At 31.5% G+C, this 17942-nt stretch carries 16 protein-coding genes; 5 read left to right on the top strand and 11 right to left on the bottom strand.

The features are described 5' to 3' along the window. Nucleotides 1-2: 2 nt before the first annotated feature. The 4 genes from Q0891_RS07330 to Q0891_RS07315 all read left to right on the top strand — a co-directional run bounded on the left by Q0891_RS07330 (nt 3) and on the right by Q0891_RS07315 (nt 3121). The gene (locus Q0891_RS07330) at nt 3-824 is read left to right on the top strand and encodes a GMP synthase (protein WP_299100280.1); all 822 of its coding nucleotides are present in this window, start codon (nt 3-5) and stop codon (nt 822-824) included. Between the two features lie 2 nt (nt 825-826). Continuing rightward, on the top strand, nt 827-2029 hold the full coding sequence (locus Q0891_RS07325; RefSeq protein WP_299100278.1) for a hypothetical protein: 1203 nt from the start codon (nt 827-829) through the stop codon (nt 2027-2029). Nucleotides 2030-2124: 95 nt separating this feature from the next. Continuing rightward, the gene (locus Q0891_RS07320; RefSeq protein ID WP_299100276.1) at nt 2125-2640 is read left to right on the top strand and encodes a Crp/Fnr family transcriptional regulator; all 516 of its coding nucleotides are present in this window, start codon (nt 2125-2127) and stop codon (nt 2638-2640) included. A 58-nt stretch (nt 2641-2698) separates the two neighbouring features. After that, complete coding sequence (locus Q0891_RS07315) at nt 2699-3121, top strand: SRPBCC domain-containing protein (RefSeq protein ID WP_299100274.1); 423 nt, start codon at nt 2699-2701, stop codon at nt 3119-3121. 18 nt (nt 3122-3139) lie between these two features. On the opposite strand, the gene Q0891_RS07310 is transcribed toward Q0891_RS07315, so the two are convergent. The 9 genes from Q0891_RS07310 to Q0891_RS07270 all read right to left on the bottom strand — a co-directional run bounded on the left by Q0891_RS07310 (nt 3140) and on the right by Q0891_RS07270 (nt 14389). Beyond that, nucleotides 3140-4054: an AraC family transcriptional regulator gene (locus Q0891_RS07310; protein WP_299100272.1), complete on the bottom strand. Its 915-nt coding sequence runs from the start codon at nt 4052-4054 to the stop codon at nt 3140-3142. Nucleotides 4055-4078: 24 nt separating this feature from the next. Continuing rightward, nucleotides 4079-5209 carry an MBL fold metallo-hydrolase gene (locus tag Q0891_RS07305; protein WP_299100270.1) on the bottom strand — a complete coding sequence of 377 codons (1131 nt, stop codon included), beginning with the start codon at nt 5207-5209 and terminating at the stop codon, nt 4079-4081. A 453-nt stretch (nt 5210-5662) separates the two neighbouring features. Further along, nucleotides 5663-6424, bottom strand: a complete 762-nt coding sequence (locus Q0891_RS07300; protein ID WP_299100268.1) for a cytochrome c oxidase assembly factor Coa1 family protein — start codon at nt 6422-6424, stop codon at nt 5663-5665. A 50-nt stretch (nt 6425-6474) separates the two neighbouring features. Continuing rightward, complete coding sequence (locus Q0891_RS07295) at nt 6475-7674, bottom strand: ATP-grasp domain-containing protein (protein WP_299100266.1); 1200 nt, start codon at nt 7672-7674, stop codon at nt 6475-6477. 66 nt (nt 7675-7740) lie between these two features. Further along, nucleotides 7741-9147, bottom strand: a complete 1407-nt coding sequence (locus Q0891_RS07290; protein WP_299100264.1) for a M17 family metallopeptidase — start codon at nt 9145-9147, stop codon at nt 7741-7743. A 2-nt stretch (nt 9148-9149) separates the two neighbouring features. Further along, nucleotides 9150-9917 (bottom strand): alpha/beta hydrolase-fold protein, encoded by a 768-nt coding sequence (locus Q0891_RS07285; RefSeq protein WP_299100262.1) that lies wholly within the window; start codon nt 9915-9917, stop codon nt 9150-9152. 150 nt (nt 9918-10067) lie between these two features. Next, on the bottom strand, nt 10068-11099 hold the full coding sequence (locus Q0891_RS07280; RefSeq protein WP_299100260.1) for a hypothetical protein: 1032 nt from the start codon (nt 11097-11099) through the stop codon (nt 10068-10070). A 131-nt stretch (nt 11100-11230) separates the two neighbouring features. Further along, on the bottom strand, nt 11231-11908 hold the full coding sequence (locus Q0891_RS07275; protein WP_299100258.1) for an ABC transporter ATP-binding protein: 678 nt from the start codon (nt 11906-11908) through the stop codon (nt 11231-11233). A 39-nt stretch (nt 11909-11947) separates the two neighbouring features. Then, nucleotides 11948-14389, bottom strand: a complete 2442-nt coding sequence (locus Q0891_RS07270; protein ID WP_299100256.1) for a DUF5916 domain-containing protein — start codon at nt 14387-14389, stop codon at nt 11948-11950. A gap of 205 nt (nt 14390-14594) precedes the next feature. On the opposite strand from Q0891_RS07270, the gene Q0891_RS07265 reads away from it, so the two are divergent. Beyond that, the gene (locus tag Q0891_RS07265; RefSeq protein WP_299100254.1) at nt 14595-14873 is read left to right on the top strand and encodes a hypothetical protein; all 279 of its coding nucleotides are present in this window, start codon (nt 14595-14597) and stop codon (nt 14871-14873) included. A gap of 47 nt (nt 14874-14920) precedes the next feature. Here Q0891_RS07265 and Q0891_RS07260 read toward each other — a convergent pair whose 3' ends face one another. Both Q0891_RS07260 and Q0891_RS07255 read right to left on the bottom strand, forming a co-directional pair. Beyond that, nucleotides 14921-15490, bottom strand: coding sequence for a type 1 periplasmic binding fold superfamily protein (locus Q0891_RS07260; protein ID WP_299100252.1), 570 nt, complete (start codon nt 15488-15490; stop codon nt 14921-14923). 24 nt (nt 15491-15514) lie between these two features. Further along, the gene (locus Q0891_RS07255) at nt 15515-17914 is read right to left on the bottom strand and encodes a TonB-dependent receptor (protein ID WP_299100250.1); all 2400 of its coding nucleotides are present in this window, start codon (nt 17912-17914) and stop codon (nt 15515-15517) included. Nucleotides 17915-17942: the final 28 nt, after the last annotated feature.

Genomic DNA, 17942 nt, shown 5'->3' with positions numbered 1-17942 from the left:
CAATGATAAAAGAAAAATTAAAACTCGCTATTTTAGATATGAATAACGACGAACCCAATCAAGGGTTACGTTGTATTACTGAAATTGTAAATAGTTTTAGTTCTGAAGTTGATTACCAAATCTTCAATGTAAGAGCTAAAGATGAATTACCAGATACATCATTTGATATATATATATCAAGTGGAGGACCAGGAAGTCCTTTAGATGAAGGCAAATGGCGAAAACCATATTTGAAGTTAATGCAAAATCTTTGGGATTTTAATAAAACCTCTAACGGCCAGAAGAAATCTGTTTTCTTTATATGTTATTCGTTTCAAGTTATTTGTGATTATTTTCAATTAGGAGAACTAAAGCCAAGACGCAGCACGTCATTTGGAATTTTAAAAGTGCATCAAACTAAAAAAGGACATAACGATGTTATCTTTAAAGGTTTAAATGACCCTTTCTACGCCGTAGATTCAAGAGATTGGCAGTTGATTCAGCCTAAATTAACGGTTTTTAAAAAACATGGCGCTACCATTTTAAGTCTTGAAAAAATTAGAACGCATGTAGAGTTAGAGCGTGCTATTATGGCTGTTAGGTTTTCGGAGGAATTTGTGGGAACACAGTTTCATCCTGAAGCAGAACCAGTTAGTATGGAGGCTTATTTTAAACTAGAGGAAAATAAAAATAAAGTTATTTCTAGTTTTGGCGAGAAAAAATACAGTCAGATGATGGATAGGATTGATGATCCTGAAAAGATTGAATTAACCTATAATACAATTTTACCTCAGTTTATAGAAAACGCAATTATTAAGATTAAGGAACCTTTAATGTCTAAGTAATAATGATAAAGCCTATTAGAGACGTTTATAATGCTAATTTTTCGGAAGAAAAATATGATGCTTTCTTAAAAGATATAAATGGGACTTATAATTATCATGTTCCGTTTAAAATTGCAGAAACACCAGTGTTTTTATCTAAAGCACTTAAGGAGAAATTAATAGAGGCTTGTGATGATATCATGTCTGTTATTAATAAATCTAATTTTAAAGAATTGACTGATGGTGCTTTTTTTGATACAAACACAATTGTACCAAATGAAGATGAACAATCTAAATTTATTCAACTCGATTTTGGGATTTGTAAGGATGAGAATGGCGATTTAACGCCTAAATTAATCGAATTACAAGGATTTCCTTCTTTATATTATTTTCAAGAATTACTAGGACGAAAATATATTAAGCATTTTGGTAATGTAATTCCTGAAGGTTTTTCTCAGCATTTAAACGGAATGACTGCCGATGATTATTTAGTACTTTTAAAACAAGAGATTGTAGGAGATACCAATCCTAAACAGGTTGTACTTTTAGAAATAGAACCAGAAAAACAAGCAACAGCAGTTGATTTTTATGCTACAGCAAAAGAATTAGGGATTAAGGTGCTCTGCATAACTGATTTAAAGAAAAGAGGAAAGATACTTTATTATTTAGATGAAAATAAATCTGAAGTTGAAGTATCAAAAATTTATAACAGAATTATTTTTGATGAGCTACACCAGAGAACAGATTTAAAAACTGAATTTAGTTTTCAAGATGAAGTTGATGTAGAATGGATTGGCCATCCCAATTGGTTTTATAGAATCAGTAAATACACAATGCCATTATTAAAAGGAGATTATGTACCTAAATCTTATTATTTAGACCAACTTAAAGAAATCCCTTCTGATTTAGAAAATTACGTTTTAAAACCTTTATATTCCTTTGCTGGTGCAGGTGTTGAGATTCATGTTACTAAAAAAATGATTGATGGTTTATCCAATAAATCTAATTATCTACTGCAAGAAAAAGTCGCTTATGCACCAGTAATTGAGACAATGGATGTGCCAGCAAAATGCGAAATTAGAATGATGATGCTTCATAATTCAAAAACCAACAAAACAGAAATTGTAAGCAATTTAATGCGTTTAAGTAAAGGCGAAATGGTAGGTGTAAAGTATAATAAAGACAAAACTTGGGTTGGTGGTAGTACAGGATTTTTTGAGAATTAAAGCTTATTAATTACCCATATTAAGTTAAAGAAATTATTTCATTGACAGAATTAGAGAAATATATAACATCATATTTTGGTGTATCTAACCAAAATATGGATAAAATTACATCCTTGTTTAATGAAACAGAATTAAAAAAGGGTGAGTATTTTACAAAGAATGGTCAATATTGTGAAAAATTGAGCTTCGTGCGAAGTGGTATTATTCGTGTCTTTGCTAATTATAATGATAAAGAGATTACACAATGGATATCTACTGAAGGCTCGTTCATCACGGACTTATATAGTTTTAGCTTTAAACAAAGAGCACGTTTCAATATACAAGCACTTACAGATTGTAAACTTTACACCATTAATAGTGAAAACTATGCACTTTTAAATGCAGTAGTTCCTAATTGGGCGGAAATGGAAAAGCAATTTATTGCAGGTTGTTTTGTTCATCTTGAAGAACGCGTTTTTAGTCATTTATCTCTTAGTGCTGAAGAACGCTACGATAAACTTTTTAAAAATAATAAAGCCTTATTTAACCAAGTACCTTTGCAATATTTAGCTTCAATGCTAGGTATGTCTCCAGAAACATTTAGCAGAATTCGACAAAAAAAGATTTCTTGATATTTGTCAAGAGGAGCACCTATAATAGTATAGATCTTTGTTTTATAAATTTATTATAATGACAAAGCAGATTACAACATCAATTACTATTAATGCTGATATAGAGACAGTATGGAGAATCTTAACTGATTTTGATAACTACCCTAAATGGAATTCTTTTATAAAGTCAGTCTCAGGCGATGTAAAAGTTGGTAACCAGATTAAAATTAAAATACAAGGTATGACTTTTAGACCAACTGTTTTGGTGAGAGATGAAGAAAAAGAATTGAAATGGCTTGGTCATCTATGGTTTAAAGGACTTTTTGATGGTGAACATGCTTTTAAATTATCAGATAACGGCAATGGTACAACGCTTTTCGAGCAAAGGGAGAATTTTTGTGGCATTTTGGTTAAAATGTTCTCTAAACAAATAGATGAGGATACTAAAATGGGATTTGAAAGAATGAATGCAGAATTAAAATTACATGCAGAAAACTTATAAGTATAGTCAAGTTACTTACTAATTTAAACGTTGCCTATATTCATTTGGACTCATGCTTGTCTTCTTTTTAAAAATTTTGCTGAAGTATTGTGGATATTCAAACCCTAAGCTATATGCAATTTCACTTGCGCTTTCATTAGAATTAAGTAATCTGTTTTTAGCTTTATTAATGATGTATTTATGAATATGGTCTTGTGTGCTTTGACCTGTTTCTTTCTTTAATAAATCGCTCAAATATTTTGGTGACATATTCATAGCTTCGCCGCAATATTTAACAGACGGAATACCAAATTGTAATTGCTTGTTGTTACCGTAATAGTTTTTAAGAAGTTTTTCGAACTGACTAGCAATATCCTGATTTAAATTAGTTCTTGTAAAAAATTGACGATCATAAAACCGTACACAATAATTTAAAAGTAATTCTAAATTCGAAATTATTAAAGTCTGACTATGAGCATCTATATTGCTACTAAATTCTTTTTCTATTTTTTGAGAAATCTCAGTTACGGTTTGTCGTTCTTCGTTAGAGAGGTGAAGCGCTTCGTTTGATGCATATTCAAAGAATGAATAATGGTCAATTCGTTTACCTAGTTTAGATTGTCTAATTAAATCAGGATGAAACACTATGCTCCAACCTGAATCTTCTTGGTTAATATTTTGTCTTTCAATTTCTAATACCTGATTGGGTGCCACAAAAACCATGGAACCTTCTTGATAATCATAAGAATTTTGACCATAATTAGAGATGGTGTATTCACAATTATCTTTTAAGCTAATATGATATAAATTAAAAGCATACTTAAAGTTTTCAATATCTATATCTTCTACGCTATCAGAAACACGAATAATAGAAATTAAAGGATGTTTGGGTTTCTTTAATCCAAAATAAGCATGTACTTCGGCAATACTATTTATTTGAACAATTTCTTTCATGTATAAATAAAGATAAGGAAATTATTAATCTTTCCACCAATCAGTGAACGTGTGGGTAGAGTCTTTAACTATTATTTGTTCACCAATTCTAGGTGTAATAACGTTAAGGTTTAGCTCTTTTGCTTTCTTAGTAACACGCTCAATTGGATCTGTCCATTCATGCAAGGCTAACTTGAATCCTGCCCAATGTATTGGCATTATTTTGTTGGCTTTTAAATCAATTCCTGCTTGAGCAGTTTCTTCTGGCATCATGTGTATATCAGACCATCTATCATTGTATTGTCCGCATTCCATAAGAGCCAAATCAAAAGGGCCATATTTTTCGCCTATTTCCTTAAAGTGGTTAGTATAACCGCTGTCTCCACTAAAATAGATGTTCTCAGTTTTAGATTGAATAATCCAAGAACTCCATAAGGTGCTTTGTCCATTATTCATTTTACGTCCAGAAAAATGTTGAGCAGGTGTACAGACTAAATTTAAACCTTCAAATTCTGTGTTTTGCCACCAATCTAACTCTGTAATTTTATCAGACGGAACATCCCAAGCTTTTAAATGTGTGCTTATGCCTAATGGCACATAAAAATGTTTGGTTTTATCTTTAATTTTTAAAATTGATTTATAGTCTAAATGATCGTAATGATCGTGTGAGAAAATAACGGCATCAATTTTGGGTAATTTCGCAATTTCTAAAGGAAACTCTTCATTAAACCGGTTGCCTCCTAAAATATCTAAAGGTGCAGCCACTTTGCCAAACATTGGGTCTAATAGAATGGTTTTACCTTTTAATTGCAATAAAAAAGATGAATGACCAAACCAAACCATTCTGGCTTCGCCATTATATTCTGCAATATTTGTAGAATCTATTTTAATTGCTTTTAAATCGTGTTTAGGTCTTCCATTAGGTACTCTTGTTGTAAAAAACGTATATACCAATTTCATAGTTTCAGAAAAACTTAATTCTTTAGGAACAGGATTTGTATTATTAAATTTTCCATCTCTAAATTGTTCTGATTTTGAATAAATAGCTTTTTGTTCTTTAGAAACATCGCCACCAAAACTAGGGTAGTAGTTGGTGAAAGCAAAATATGCTGTTACCAATAAACCAATTATAATAAGGGTTGTAATCATTATTCGTTTTAAAATCTTTTTAATCATTTTATTTAATTCTAAAACAAAATTACAATTCTTATGAATGTGGAATTGTATTCTAATTACTGAAAGTTGAATACTTTTTGCTAATGAATATAATTCTAATGACCATTAGTATTAGAACAATGCTTGCTATAAACCAAGCAGAATTAAAAATAGCATCATAAAGATTTTTTATTGGTATTTTCTTTGATAAGAAAGTACCAAAGACAATACAATTCATAATAATTCTAAGTATTTTTTTATAATGACCTCGCTTTGTTGTCATTTCATAAAGTCCAATTATCACGACGAAAATAAATAGTGCGTCTCCATTAAAATCTCGATTAACGAGTGCATCTAATTTTGGATTGTTTTTTCCCCACATTACAAAATCATAATAAAGGTTCAACGAAAAAAAAAGCTGAATGATGATAAGAGCAAGAGAGAATTTAGGATTGTAAAATTTCAAAATTTAGTTTATGGATTCATCTCTATCAATTGCCAGTCTCCATTAGGTTGTTTAGTTAAGTAAACACCAACGTTTACATCATTTTCATTGCCTAAAACTGTAATTGATAGTTGTGCTTCTCCAAATCCGTTAGTTATATTTATACTTCCTGAAGGCATCATTCCATAACCTTTAATACCACCAGTTTCTTCTATAATACGTTCGTTTTGTTCTATGTTTTCTACAGCGACTTTATAAGCATCAGAGTTTTTCATTGCTGCACCAACAAATAGAATCATAAACGTTATAAAAATTAAACCAGCACCAACTAAAGTAAGTATTCTAGGAAGCTTGGCTGGTTTTTTAGGGTTTTTAACCACAATTGTTTTCGCAACTTTATCGCCTAAACGCTTCTTTTCATTACTTGTTGCTAATACAATAAATTCTACAGGCCAAATGATTATAAATATGTTTCTGAAAAATAATTTTCCCATAGATGGTACAACTTCAGGATTATCTTCATCTCTAACCATTATTCCAAAAATCCATTTACCAATACTAATACCTTTGATAGAATCCTTACCAAAATAAACAGCAAAACCTAATAATAGTGTCGTTAGCATTACGGCTGTTATTTTGGAGAAATCAGGTTCGTTTAAGTAATCTGGTCCTAATGCTAAAAAAGTAATAGAAACGATTAAAAATGTCATCACAAAGTGATCTACGAGAAAGGCAGCAATTCGTCTTTTTCTACTAGCTAATTGGTATTGGTTTTCTGCGATTTCTTGCATTTTTAAAAAAGATGGTAAGGTTGATTTTTATTTTGAAATTGAAAGATTTTTTACTCAGATTTATCAGGAGCAGGTAAACTAGCATGAAATTCTTCGCCAATACGTTTTGTATAGCGATCTAATAGTTCTAAAACACGCTCACTAGAATCTGAAACGACAATGAGTCCAATATGCCATGCTTTATCCATACGCCAAACAATTTCTTTATCCGTGAAACTTGACGTGTCTGGATGTTCAAATCGACTTAAGGATACTACAATACCTGCATATTGATTATTGATTTTTGGAAGTTTATAGGTTTTGTTTAAAAGATTAGCAGACTCTACTTTAGCCCATTCTCCCCAAAGGTTTATGCCAGAAGCATATTCTACCATTTCGGCTAAATTGGCACCACCAACTCTAGATGATGTTTCTAAGAAGAATAACTCTCCTGTGGCTTTAGATTGTATAAACTCTGTATGTGATGCCCCAAATTGCATACCGAATGCTTTCATAACTGCAGCATTCATTTTTTGCAGCGCTTTTTCTACTTTAGAGCCAATTTCTGAACTTGCAGACCTAAATATACCACCACCATGAGCCACTTCAAATGGTGTATCTAAATACTTACTTACTCTTGCAAACGCAACTTTTCCATCTACATTTAGACCATCTACATGATATACGTCTCCAGGTGCAAATTTTTCGACTAAATAATTATCGCGTTCATTACCAAGTTCATTAATGACGTGCCACAATTCATCTTTAGAATGTATTTTTTTAATTCCAGTTGCAGAAGCTTCCATTCTTGGTTTTATTAACCAAGGAGGACTTACACTGTCAGCATAATCGTTAATAGAGTCGTTATTAAATAAGTCTGTGAATTCTGGTACATTAACGCCTTCTTCTTTAGCTTTAACTCGCATAGCCAATTTATCTCTAAAATAATGGGCTGTGGTTCTTCCCATACCAGGCATTCTAAAATGTTCTCTTAGAAGTGCTACTTTTTCAACATCAAAATCATCTAAAGCTACAAACCGATCAAATTTTATGTTTCTGAATTTGTAGGCAATACCTTTTACTACATCTTCGTGATTCCATTCCTCAATGTAAAATGTATCGTCTATAGCATCCCAAGGCCAAGGTTCATTATCATATTTTTTTTTAGTCAATAAATAAACATTATTTCCTTCAGCTTTTACACTTTTTAAAAAATCTTCTCCTTTAAAATAAGTGGAAATACAAAGAAAGTTTAGTGGTTGGTTAGCCATGGTATTGGTTTTGATATAAATTAGATATTAAATTAGTGATTTAAAATTAATAACGCAATAACAGCTTCAAATTTTTGATTTTATAAATTCAGTAATTAACTGAATACCATAACCTGAAGCACTTTTCATCTTAGCATAAGGCGAACTTCCAAAAGAAACACCTGCAATATCTAAATGCATCCAATTTTTGTGTTCTTCAGTGAATGACTCTAAAAATTGTGCAGCATTGGTTGCACCAGTTAATGGTTTGCCGCTAAAGTTTCTGAGATCTGCAATATCACTATGTAAATCACTTTTATATTCTTCAAACATTGGTAATTGCCAAACACGCTCATGTACTTTATATCCAATTTCAGACATGGTTTTGGCCATTTCTTCGTTGTGTGTAAACATTCCAGCTGCTTCATAACCTAAAGTTCTTACAACGCTTCCTGTTAAGGTGGCTAAATCAATTAAGTATTCTGGTTCTATATTTTTTACGGCGTAACTTAATCCATCTGCTAAAACCAAACGGCCTTCAGCATCAGTATCAATAATTTCAATAGTTTTACCAGAGTAGGAGTTGATAACATCACCAGGTCTATAGCTTTCTGCATCTACAGCATTTTCTGCAGAACACACAATACCAACGATATTAATATCTAGCTTTAGTTTAGCAATGAGTTCCACAACACCCAAAACAACTGCAGCGCCTCCCATATCACTTTTCATGTAATGAAGATTGGTAGAGGGTTTTATAGATAATCCTCCAGAGTCAAAAGTTATTCCCTTACCAACCAGAGCAATATCAATTTTTTTGCTCTTTTTTGGTGTGTATTCTGTGATGATAACCACTGGTTTGTTTACACTTCCTTTTCCAACAGAGAGCACAGCTTCAAATCCTTGCTTTTTTAATTCTTTATGTTTTAATATAGAACACTTATAATCCGTATCCTTAGCTGATTTCTCTGCCCACTTCCCTAAAAATTCTGGTGTTTTTATATTTGGTGGCGAATCAACTAAAGCTTTAATTCTATTTATGGTTTCGCCTGTGTATTTCCCCTCATTTAAAACATTTTTTATAGTTTTTGAAGATGTAAATGAAACCGTAATTTTATTAGTTTTCTCTTTTTTAGATTTAAATTCACCAATGGCATATTGTGCCATTTTTAAGCCAATAACAGCTTTTTTTATGTCATCTTCTGTTAGGTTTTCAGTATAAACTTGAATGTTTTTATTCCAATACTTTTGAGTTTCAAAAGCTAATTTCTGAAATGTTTTCTCTAATTGAGAATTGTGTTTTTCTTCTCCTAAACCTATGAGGTATATTCTATTACCTTGTGTTCCGTAAAGTAATTGATGAGTAGAGAAACTGCCATCAAAATCTGGATTTTCAATTGGTAAAAATTCCTTTATAGAATCAAGTTCATCTTTTCTACAGGGAAGAATAAAGTCTTTTGTGATATCTAATGATTTGCTGTGTTTATACGTCATAATTATGAATTAAAATAAAGCCATTTAACGGCTTTTGGGAATTCTTCTCGCCAATGTGCTTCTGAATGATTTCCGTGTTCGTTTATTGAAAAATGAAAATCGATATCATACCCTTTTCCCATTTTCTCTTGAATTAGGTTTCCTAAGCGATGTGCATTAGGTAAATGTTCTTCGCTTTCTTGTCCTCCAGAATACAAGTATATTTTAGATTTTTCTAAAGGTTGAAACGTTTTAGTACTCTTAAAAATCTTATTAGAAATCCATAAACTTGGCGAAAAGATCATCATTTTACCAAATACACCGGGATTTTTGAGTCCTGCGTGAAGACTAATTAATCCACCCATTGAGCTTCCGCCAATACCAGTATTTTCAAAATCGGTTAAGGTTCTGTAATGACTGTTGATATAAGGGATTAACCGTTCTATCATAAATTCAATATAAAAATTACCTTTTCCTTCACCAAATCTAGGATGAAAATAGGGTAGATATTCATTGATGCGCTCTTCATTTCCATGATCTACTGCGATGATAATAAGGTTTCTAAGACCTTCTTCGGCAAGTTTTGCCATAGATTTATCAATTGCCCAATCACCAAAAGGGGCAGAAGGGTTAAATAAATTCTGTCCATCTTGGAGATAGAGTACAGGGTAACGTCTATCTGTTTCGTAATAATCATGTGGTAATAATGCTGAGATTTTTCGCGTAGCATTTAGACGCGGTATTTCGTAGGCTTCTTCTAGAACTTCTATTATAGGTTCGAACTCCTTCACTGTCATATATTTTAATTAAGGTAATAACTCTTTAAAATGGGTTCATTTTAGGCTTGGGATAATGTAAAAATGAAATTAAAGAGTTCTAAGCGAAAATACTATTTTATGGGTTGTATTGCCATAAAAATAGAAACAGATTTCAACAATTCTTTAAAGTTTAAAGCCAAACTTAAATCCAAGAGAGAAATTGAGAAGATTACGATCATGAACACCTTCTAGGTAATTGTTGTTAATTCCAAAAAAGGAGTGATTGTCATCATCCAAAAAACGATCGGTTTCAGGATTGTAATTAATATTTGGGTTTTTAAAGGTCTTTTTTCGTAGACCTAAACCTGTATATAAATCAATATACATTTTCTTGCCTACAGGAAAATTTAATCCATATTTTATGTTAAAAATATCTAATGATTTTTGAACAGCAATTTGTTCACTAACAAAATAGTTAATGTCTTGATTAGATCTGTAATAATTAATTCTTTTGTTGTACTGATATCTCACTAAGCGTGCTTCTAGCCCTAAATATTCGTTCACTTTAGGGTTTCTAATAAACTTTGTTAGATTGTAGTATTTAAGTTCATATCTGAAGGAACGACCTTTATTTTCGAAAACCTCTAAGCGAGAACTAGATCCTAATCTTTTAGTATAAACGGTTGAATATTCAGCACTAAAACTGGCATTGTTTAAAAAAAAGTATTCGACTCCTAATGATAATTGCGGTTGCGAAAACACATCCATTGCCAACATTGGTGATGTGTAAATAAAAGTTTGATGTTGTTTAAAAGGATTCGTTTTTCCTTCAAAAATTTGATACTTATTTGTAGTTGAATCTAACTCAAAAAATATATTTCTCCTGTATGTAAATCGTTTATTATTAGTAAGATCAATCAGTATACCTAATCCATAAGTGTAGGGTATATTTAAGTATATTAATGAGGATATTTCTCTATTAAATCTAAAATCAGTTGAGACGCTATCATTAGAAATAGTGAATTGCAAAGTTTCATTAGAGCGAAGAGGGTATATTATAGCTTGACCTTCTTTGAGTTGAATTTCTTCATTTTTGTATTCAACTTTAGAATCATCAGAAGCATAAATATTTACTCGTGTTGTTTTGCTATTTAATATGGTTGTACACGAGTTTAAGAATAATATTAAACAAAGAAATAAAATTATGTTTTTCAAATTGACTGATTAGGTTGCTCTAATAGATGTAAAAATTGTAAAATGGTTGCGTGAAGAACTAAACAATTAATTGGTTAAATCTTATTATTAATGATCTGAGTAAATAATGATGATTTTAGTTACAGTAAAGCTTATTTAGCCATTATCTTGCCATCTACCATTGTTAGCTTTCTATCTGCCATTGCTGCCAATTCTTGGTTATGAGTAACAATTACAAAGGTTTGGTTAAACTCATCTCTTAACTTAAAGAATAGATTGTGTAATTGTTCTGCGGATTCGCTGTCTAAGTTACCAGAAGGTTCATCTGCGAATATAATATTTGGCTTATTAATTAGTGCTCTAGCTACAGCAACGCGCTGTTGCTCACCTCCAGACATGCTGTTGGGTTTGTGATGTATTCTGTCTTTTAAGCCTAAATATTCTAATAACTCTATTGCGTGTTGTTCCGCCTCAGCTTTTGGCGTGTTATTTATAAAAGCTGGAATACAAACGTTTTCTAATGCCGAAAATTCAGGTAATAATTGATGAAACTGAAAGATAAACCCAATGTTCTTATTTCTAAATTTGGCTAAGGCTTTATCGTTTAATGTTTGTATGGATTGATCATTTATTACAAGCTCAGTATCAGAGTTGTAATCTGGTTTATCTAGAGTTCCTAAAATCTGTAAAAGTGTAGTTTTACCAGCACCAGAAGCACCAACGATAGAAATGACTTCGCCTTTTAATATCGTTAGATCAACACCTTTTAAAACTTGGAGATCTTTGTAGGCTTTCTTTATTTGCTTTGCGGAAATTACGGTCTTATTCATAAGATGTGAAAGTAATACTTAATGAATTAATGCACAAAACTAAGATGCAGATTTGTTACTTTTAAATACAGATTTTATACCATTGAAATCTATAAAATATTGCACTCTTAGAGAAAAAGTATGCTGTATAGGCTGGTCAAAGAGATTATTTAGGGTGTCTGTATAGTTTTCTTCTGCTAAGGTATCTCTATTAAAAAGTTGATTTCTGTAAAGCGTCGTTAAAAAACTTCCTGGAGCAAATTGCCATGAGTAACTAAAGTCAATATTCCATGTACTAAAATTAATGTTAGGACTATCTCCAATATTATCAAACGTATAACCAGAAGCGGTAGTTAATAGTCCATTATCTAAAAGGGTAAAAAACTCATTATCATATTTTACAGTGTCCCAATAATGTCTGAAGGTTAGGGCTAAAGTATTTAAGGGATTAAAAGTGTAATTGGCAGATATACTATTTGTTAAGGATTGTCTATTTCGTTCTCCAAAAATAGGCTGATCATCTGCATAAGTTGCGTAACCTCTAGATCCATTAGATACATTAAGTCTTGCTGAATAAATCAGTAAAAATTTATCATTAAATCTAAATCTAGGACTTAAAGTAAGGTTGTAACCAAATAAATCTCTGCCTTCTTCAAATATTTTGAAAGAATTAGCATTAATATCAAACGCAAATTTATTGTTGTAGTTAGATGAGTAATAACCACCTCCACTTGCAAAGTTTTCAAAGATAAAAGGTCTTCCATCTCTAGATTCAAAAAAATCATATTGTTTACCTGGTTCAAAATCTGCCCAGAAACCAAAGTTGTTTAATCCTTTGTTTTGAGCATTGAATTCTGCGCCAAAATTAGTGCCTGAAAAAGTGCCTGGATTAGCTAAATTTTCATAATTCATGTAAGCATTAACGCTATAGCTATTTAAATTTCCCTTAGGTTCAAAAATCTGATACGAAATATCAACACCAAAATTGTTATAGTTATTTCTAAAAATTAGTCCTAAGTCATTGATGTTGTATTTAGTATCTGCATAGCTGTGATCAAAACTGTACCTTAGATTGCCATGGGTTTTGCCTACATATAGAAAAGTACTATAACCAGTTTCTAAATCGCTGTCTTGATAGTTTACATTACTCATTTTTAACTGAGGAAGAATTCTATAAGTATTTCTTATATTTTTTATGTCACCAACTAAAGCTGTTGCATTACCATCTCTAAAATTACCTTCTCTTAATACATTGGTATTAATTAAACCTATAGAAGAATTACCGTTAAACTGCTGATCAACAACAAGAATATTGTAATTTGTAAAAGGTTCTACAACTTCTCTGCGTGACTCTTGTGTGTCTGTATTTGTAATGGTAGCATATGTTTTTTCTGTTATAGCATTAAAAAGACCAATACCAAGTCCGTCTTTTGTTCTACCTGAAACTTTTAATGCATTAAGTACTTTTACTTCGTTGGGTCTATTTACCTCTTCATTATTAGCTAAATTGAGTTGCCCACTTGGACCATTTCCTATTCGTCTGGAAAAGAACAAACCGCCTTTAGAAAATAAATCTACACCTTCTGTAAAAAACTGACGTTGCTCTGAGAAGGTTTGCTCAAAAGGACCAAGATTAAGAGTTACATTATCAAAACCAGCTTGACTAAAATCTGGTACCAATGTAGCATCTAAAGTAAAATTATCTGTAATTCCATATTTTACGTCCATGCCAAATGTGAGGTCTGTATCTGTATCACCATCATAGGTATTTACAAGGCCTGTTGAAAATGGATAAAGATTTAAGCGTACAGGTGGCTTAATATTATCCAATCCTTTTAACTCTCCATGATATAAACCAACGTATCCTTGTGTTGGGTCTAATGGATTCCACGTATATTGTGATCTAAATCGTCTAAAATGTCTATGGAATTGAATTCCCCAAGTTGGTTCTTCTTGATCTGCAAATCGTAAAGCTCTGTAAGGAATTTTCATTTCTAAAGCCCAACCATCATCATTGATTTTTACAGCACTTTCCCAAACGGCATTCCAACCATAATCTTCACCAATTGTTGGGTTTGCAATAGCATCTGCTTGCTGACCAGAACTAAAGACTACGAAATAAGTGTCGTTTTGATAGTCGTTATTAGGATTTAGTGCAATTAAAAAAAAATCACTCTGTCCAAAGTTATCTCTAGACGTTAATTGCTTCATTATTTTTGAAGGATCATCGTAGAGATAGGCTGAAATATAAATGGCATTATCATCGTAAGCTATTTTTACTTCTGTGCGCTCTCCATGTGGTAGTTTATTGCCAATTTCTGGTCTAATTTGGGTAAAACCAGTAGCGTTTTCCGCATGCTCCCAAACAGAATCATCTAATAGACCATCTATTTTAGGCGCGTTTTCTGTACGTTCTATTTGAAGTGATTTTTTATCTTGAGAGAAAACACAAAGCGTTAAAACAAAGTACAGTAGGAGTGAGAGGTGTGAACGAGAGTTCATAATTGATTGATTTCTGATGATTGATGATACTATATAAATGTAATTATTTAGCGGTTGTTACATTTTTATTATTACAAATCTAACCTCAGATGTTCTGCATACGTCTTAATTATTTGTTAAAAACTGTACTAAGGAAATGTTAGTAGTTCAAGATTTATAGGTTTTGGAATACTTATTGTGTTATAATAGGTAATAAATATTATATATGAATAAATACAAATTATTAGGATTAGGCATGTTATTAGATGCTATTGGTATGGTCTCATTCGTAATTCCAGGTTTTGGAGAATTTACAGATATTGTTTGGGCTCCAATTTCAGCATTATTAATGACGAAATTATACGATGGAAAAGCAGGTAAAGTAGCTGGAGTAATTACTTTAATAGAAGAAGGATTACCAGGTTTAGATATTATACCAACGTTTACTATTATGTGGTTTTATACTTATGTTTTTAGTGCACAAAAAAGTTACAATAAGGCATAAAAAAAGCACTCGTTAGAGTGCTTTTTTAACTGTATTACAAACTTAAATTACTGTACTTCGATAGGGAAAGTTACATCTACATCAGTGCTTCCTCCTGCACTTGCAGACGTACCATCATTTGGTTTTGTTGGCTCGTGAATTAATTCTATAGTTAATGAACCAGATCCTGCGTCACCAGTAACAAATGTTGTTACAATACCTACTGGGTTTCCATCAGAATCTTCATCTAATTTAGTGATTGTTACATCAGAAATAGAAGATGTGTAAAAGAACTCATGCTCGTCACCTTCTGCTTCAACTTCTTCTGTAATATCTTCTGCAGGATTTTCAGTTTCATTTAACAATTCAATAGTTGCAGAATAAACTGTATTTGCAGTTAATGGACCAGAAACAGTTGTGTTACCATCTGCACCACCTTCACCATCTAAGTCTTGATATACTAAAGTAACAATGTCTGTTCCGTTAATAAGCTCGTAAGTTACTGTAGTGATAAGCTCTTCTTCGTGATCGTGATCATCATGATCGTCATCATCACTAGAACAGCTAACAAAAGCGATACTTGTTACAAGAAGTAAGGCTAATAATTTAATTGTTTTTACTGATTTTATATTTTTCATAATTTTTAATTTTAATGTATTGAGTTAATAATTGATTTTAATTTTAATATTAAAGTTTCTGCCTAATTCGTCTGCATAATATCTAAGCCTATTTAAGTTATTTCTGTAATTGGTATTAAATATGTTTTCGACATTAAACTCTAATTTTAATGATCCTGTTTTAAAAGCTTTGAAGCTCATTGAACTATTAAAACTAAATAATGAATACGCAGGAGTTGTTGAGCTAATATCTACATAGACATCTTCTTGTAGTATTGGCTCGTATGTATAAAAGTTGTAATCTGGATATCTTTTTTGTTGTAATACAGTTTTGTGAATTAAACGCATTGTTAATTGATTTAATTCATCATTATAATAAGATATACTGTTTGTAAGGTTTGTTGCAGGCATATGAATAAGAGGAATGTCATCTGAAAGATTTTGGCCTCTTAAAAGACTTAAGTTACCTACATAATTAAGTCTATTTGTAATTTTTTTGGTAACATCAATATCAACACCCAATATTTGTGCATTGATTTGATTATACTCCCAAACAGGAAAAGCACCTCTAATCGTTGTGGTTATACCCACAGGAATAAGCTGCATGTAATCCTTAATATATTTGAAATATGGACTAATCGAAAATCCAAAATCCTCGTTGTTTCGCTCTATAGATGCTGCAAATTTATGAGCCCTTTCCTTGTATAATGTTAATAAACCCGTTTCAATTCTTGCGGCACTATGATGTAAACCATCACTAAACAATTCTGAAGGATTAGGTACTCTGGTTGCTAAGCCATAATTAGCAAAAACCGATAAATCGCTTTCAAACTGTTTTGAGTAGCCTAAATTAGCAGAAATGTTATGATATGTAAACTCAGGATTTGTTAAAATACTTGTGTTTTCAATAGTGTTTGTTTCAAATTCAGGAAATAACTCATCATAATTATAGGTTTCATTCCAATCAGTTAGGTTGTAACGTTTGTCTGCTTCAATTCTTGAATAATCGTAGCGAACACCTGCATTTATTTTAGAAGACGCATTTAAATTATAGTTACCTATTGTGTAAATACTAGCTTCAAATTTTTTAAAGTCTGGAATTAATGGACTAACACCAGTCCCAGAAACTGCATCATTTTGTTGAAAGCGTACTAAGGCTCCAATATCTAATTTTAGACCTTCAATAAAATCCATATGTAAATTAGATTGCAAAGCATTAGTAAATAACCTTAGATCAATAACAGGAGTGTCTGATAGATCACCTCGTCTTAAATCAAATTCTTTTCGTCTATTGATTTGCAAATCGTATTGTACTGTTAGTTTTCCTAAATTTTTGAATCGTTTATAAGCTTCAATTTTAGCTAAATGATGCAATATATTTTGCTTAGGATAATCTATATTATATGAGAAATCATCTATAACACGAGGCTCAGTTCTGTTAATAGCAGCAACTAAATCACCTACGTTTCCAATGTGTGACGATTGTAAAATGCCTATTTCGTTATCAACAACGCTATAATAGGCATCAAACCCTTTTTCAAAACTTCTATAACCAATTCTCGCTGATGCATTTAAGTTTTTTAAACCACTGTTGGTTAAGTAATAATCTGGTGCTTTAAAATCCCCAAACTTTTTATAGCTTGCCTGAAGTCTACCGTAAAATCCCGATTTATAGGTTTTTATAATTTCAGAATTAATATTACCACCAAATCCATTAGAATTTAATGACAACATAGAACTGCCAAATAAACTATCTACTGCAGCATACCTTTGCGGTTGAACAAGAATTAATCCACCAATAGCGTCACTTCCATATCTTAACGTGTTTGCACCTTTCACAACAACAACTTTACCACTAGAATTGATATCAATATTTGGTGCATGCTCATCTCCCCATTCTTGGTCATACATACGTACATTATTATTAATTATTAATAATCTACTGCTATGCAAACCATGTATCATAGGCTTTACAATAGTATTTCCTGTATTTAAAGAAGAAACACCACTTAATGAGTTTAAAGCATCTCCTAACGATTTGTCTGAGTAATTTTCTATAACCGATTTATTGATAGATTGCTCTATACTGGTACTTTCCGTTTTAAGATTAGTGCTTACTGTAACTTCATTGAGTTCTTCTAAATGATGTTCTAAGTAAATTTTCTTAAACATATCATTATCTAGTTGGTATGAAACCGTTTTAGTTTCACAGCCAACATGAGAAATGGTTAAAGTAATGGTACCACTACATAGATTTTCAATCTTAAACTTTCCATCAAAATCAGATACCACATATTTATCAATTTCTTTGATATGTATTGTAGCTGAAGAGATTAGCGTTCCGTCATGGAAATCTGAAAGTTCTCCTAAAAAAGTAAATGTACAGGTCTGACTATAGCTAAAACAAGTTAATGTTAGAGCCATGCCAATAATGAATTGCTTCATTAATTAGATTTAATTATTGATGTGTTTT

The sequence above is a fragment of the uncultured Winogradskyella sp. genome (assembly GCF_947498005.1).
GTDB lineage: Bacteria > Bacteroidota > Bacteroidia > Flavobacteriales > Flavobacteriaceae > Winogradskyella.
The sequence above is the reverse complement of the archived record's forward strand: the minus strand, read 5'-3'. Positions and strand labels throughout refer to the sequence as shown.

Excerpts from the sequence above, each read along its gene's own strand:
- Q0891_RS07330 (WP_299100280.1), top strand. The coding sequence starts at position 3 with ATGATAAAAGAAAAATTAAAACTCGCTATTTTAGATATGAATAACGAC.
- Q0891_RS07325 (WP_299100278.1), top strand. The coding sequence starts at position 827 with ATGATAAAGCCTATTAGAGACGTTTATAATGCTAATTTTTCGGAAGAA.
- Q0891_RS07320 (WP_299100276.1), top strand. The coding sequence starts at position 2,125 with ATGGATAAAATTACATCCTTGTTTAATGAAACAGAATTAAAAAAGGGT.
- Q0891_RS07315 (WP_299100274.1), top strand. The coding sequence starts at position 2,699 with ATGACAAAGCAGATTACAACATCAATTACTATTAATGCTGATATAGAG.
- Q0891_RS07310 (WP_299100272.1), bottom strand. The coding sequence starts at position 4,054 with ATGAAAGAAATTGTTCAAATAAATAGTATTGCCGAAGTACATGCTTAT.
- Q0891_RS07305 (WP_299100270.1), bottom strand. The coding sequence starts at position 5,209 with ATGATTAAAAAGATTTTAAAACGAATAATGATTACAACCCTTATTATA.
- Q0891_RS07300 (WP_299100268.1), bottom strand. The coding sequence starts at position 6,424 with ATGCAAGAAATCGCAGAAAACCAATACCAATTAGCTAGTAGAAAAAGA.
- Q0891_RS07295 (WP_299100266.1), bottom strand. The coding sequence starts at position 7,674 with ATGGCTAACCAACCACTAAACTTTCTTTGTATTTCCACTTATTTTAAA.
- Q0891_RS07290 (WP_299100264.1), bottom strand. The coding sequence starts at position 9,147 with ATGACGTATAAACACAGCAAATCATTAGATATCACAAAAGACTTTATT.
- Q0891_RS07275 (WP_299100258.1), bottom strand. The coding sequence starts at position 11,908 with ATGAATAAGACCGTAATTTCCGCAAAGCAAATAAAGAAAGCCTACAAA.
- Q0891_RS07270 (WP_299100256.1), bottom strand. The coding sequence starts at position 14,389 with ATGAACTCTCGTTCACACCTCTCACTCCTACTGTACTTTGTTTTAACG.
- Q0891_RS07265 (WP_299100254.1), top strand. The coding sequence starts at position 14,595 with ATGAATAAATACAAATTATTAGGATTAGGCATGTTATTAGATGCTATT.
- Q0891_RS07260 (WP_299100252.1), bottom strand. The coding sequence starts at position 15,490 with ATGAAAAATATAAAATCAGTAAAAACAATTAAATTATTAGCCTTACTT.
- Q0891_RS07255 (WP_299100250.1), bottom strand. The coding sequence starts at position 17,914 with ATGAAGCAATTCATTATTGGCATGGCTCTAACATTAACTTGTTTTAGC.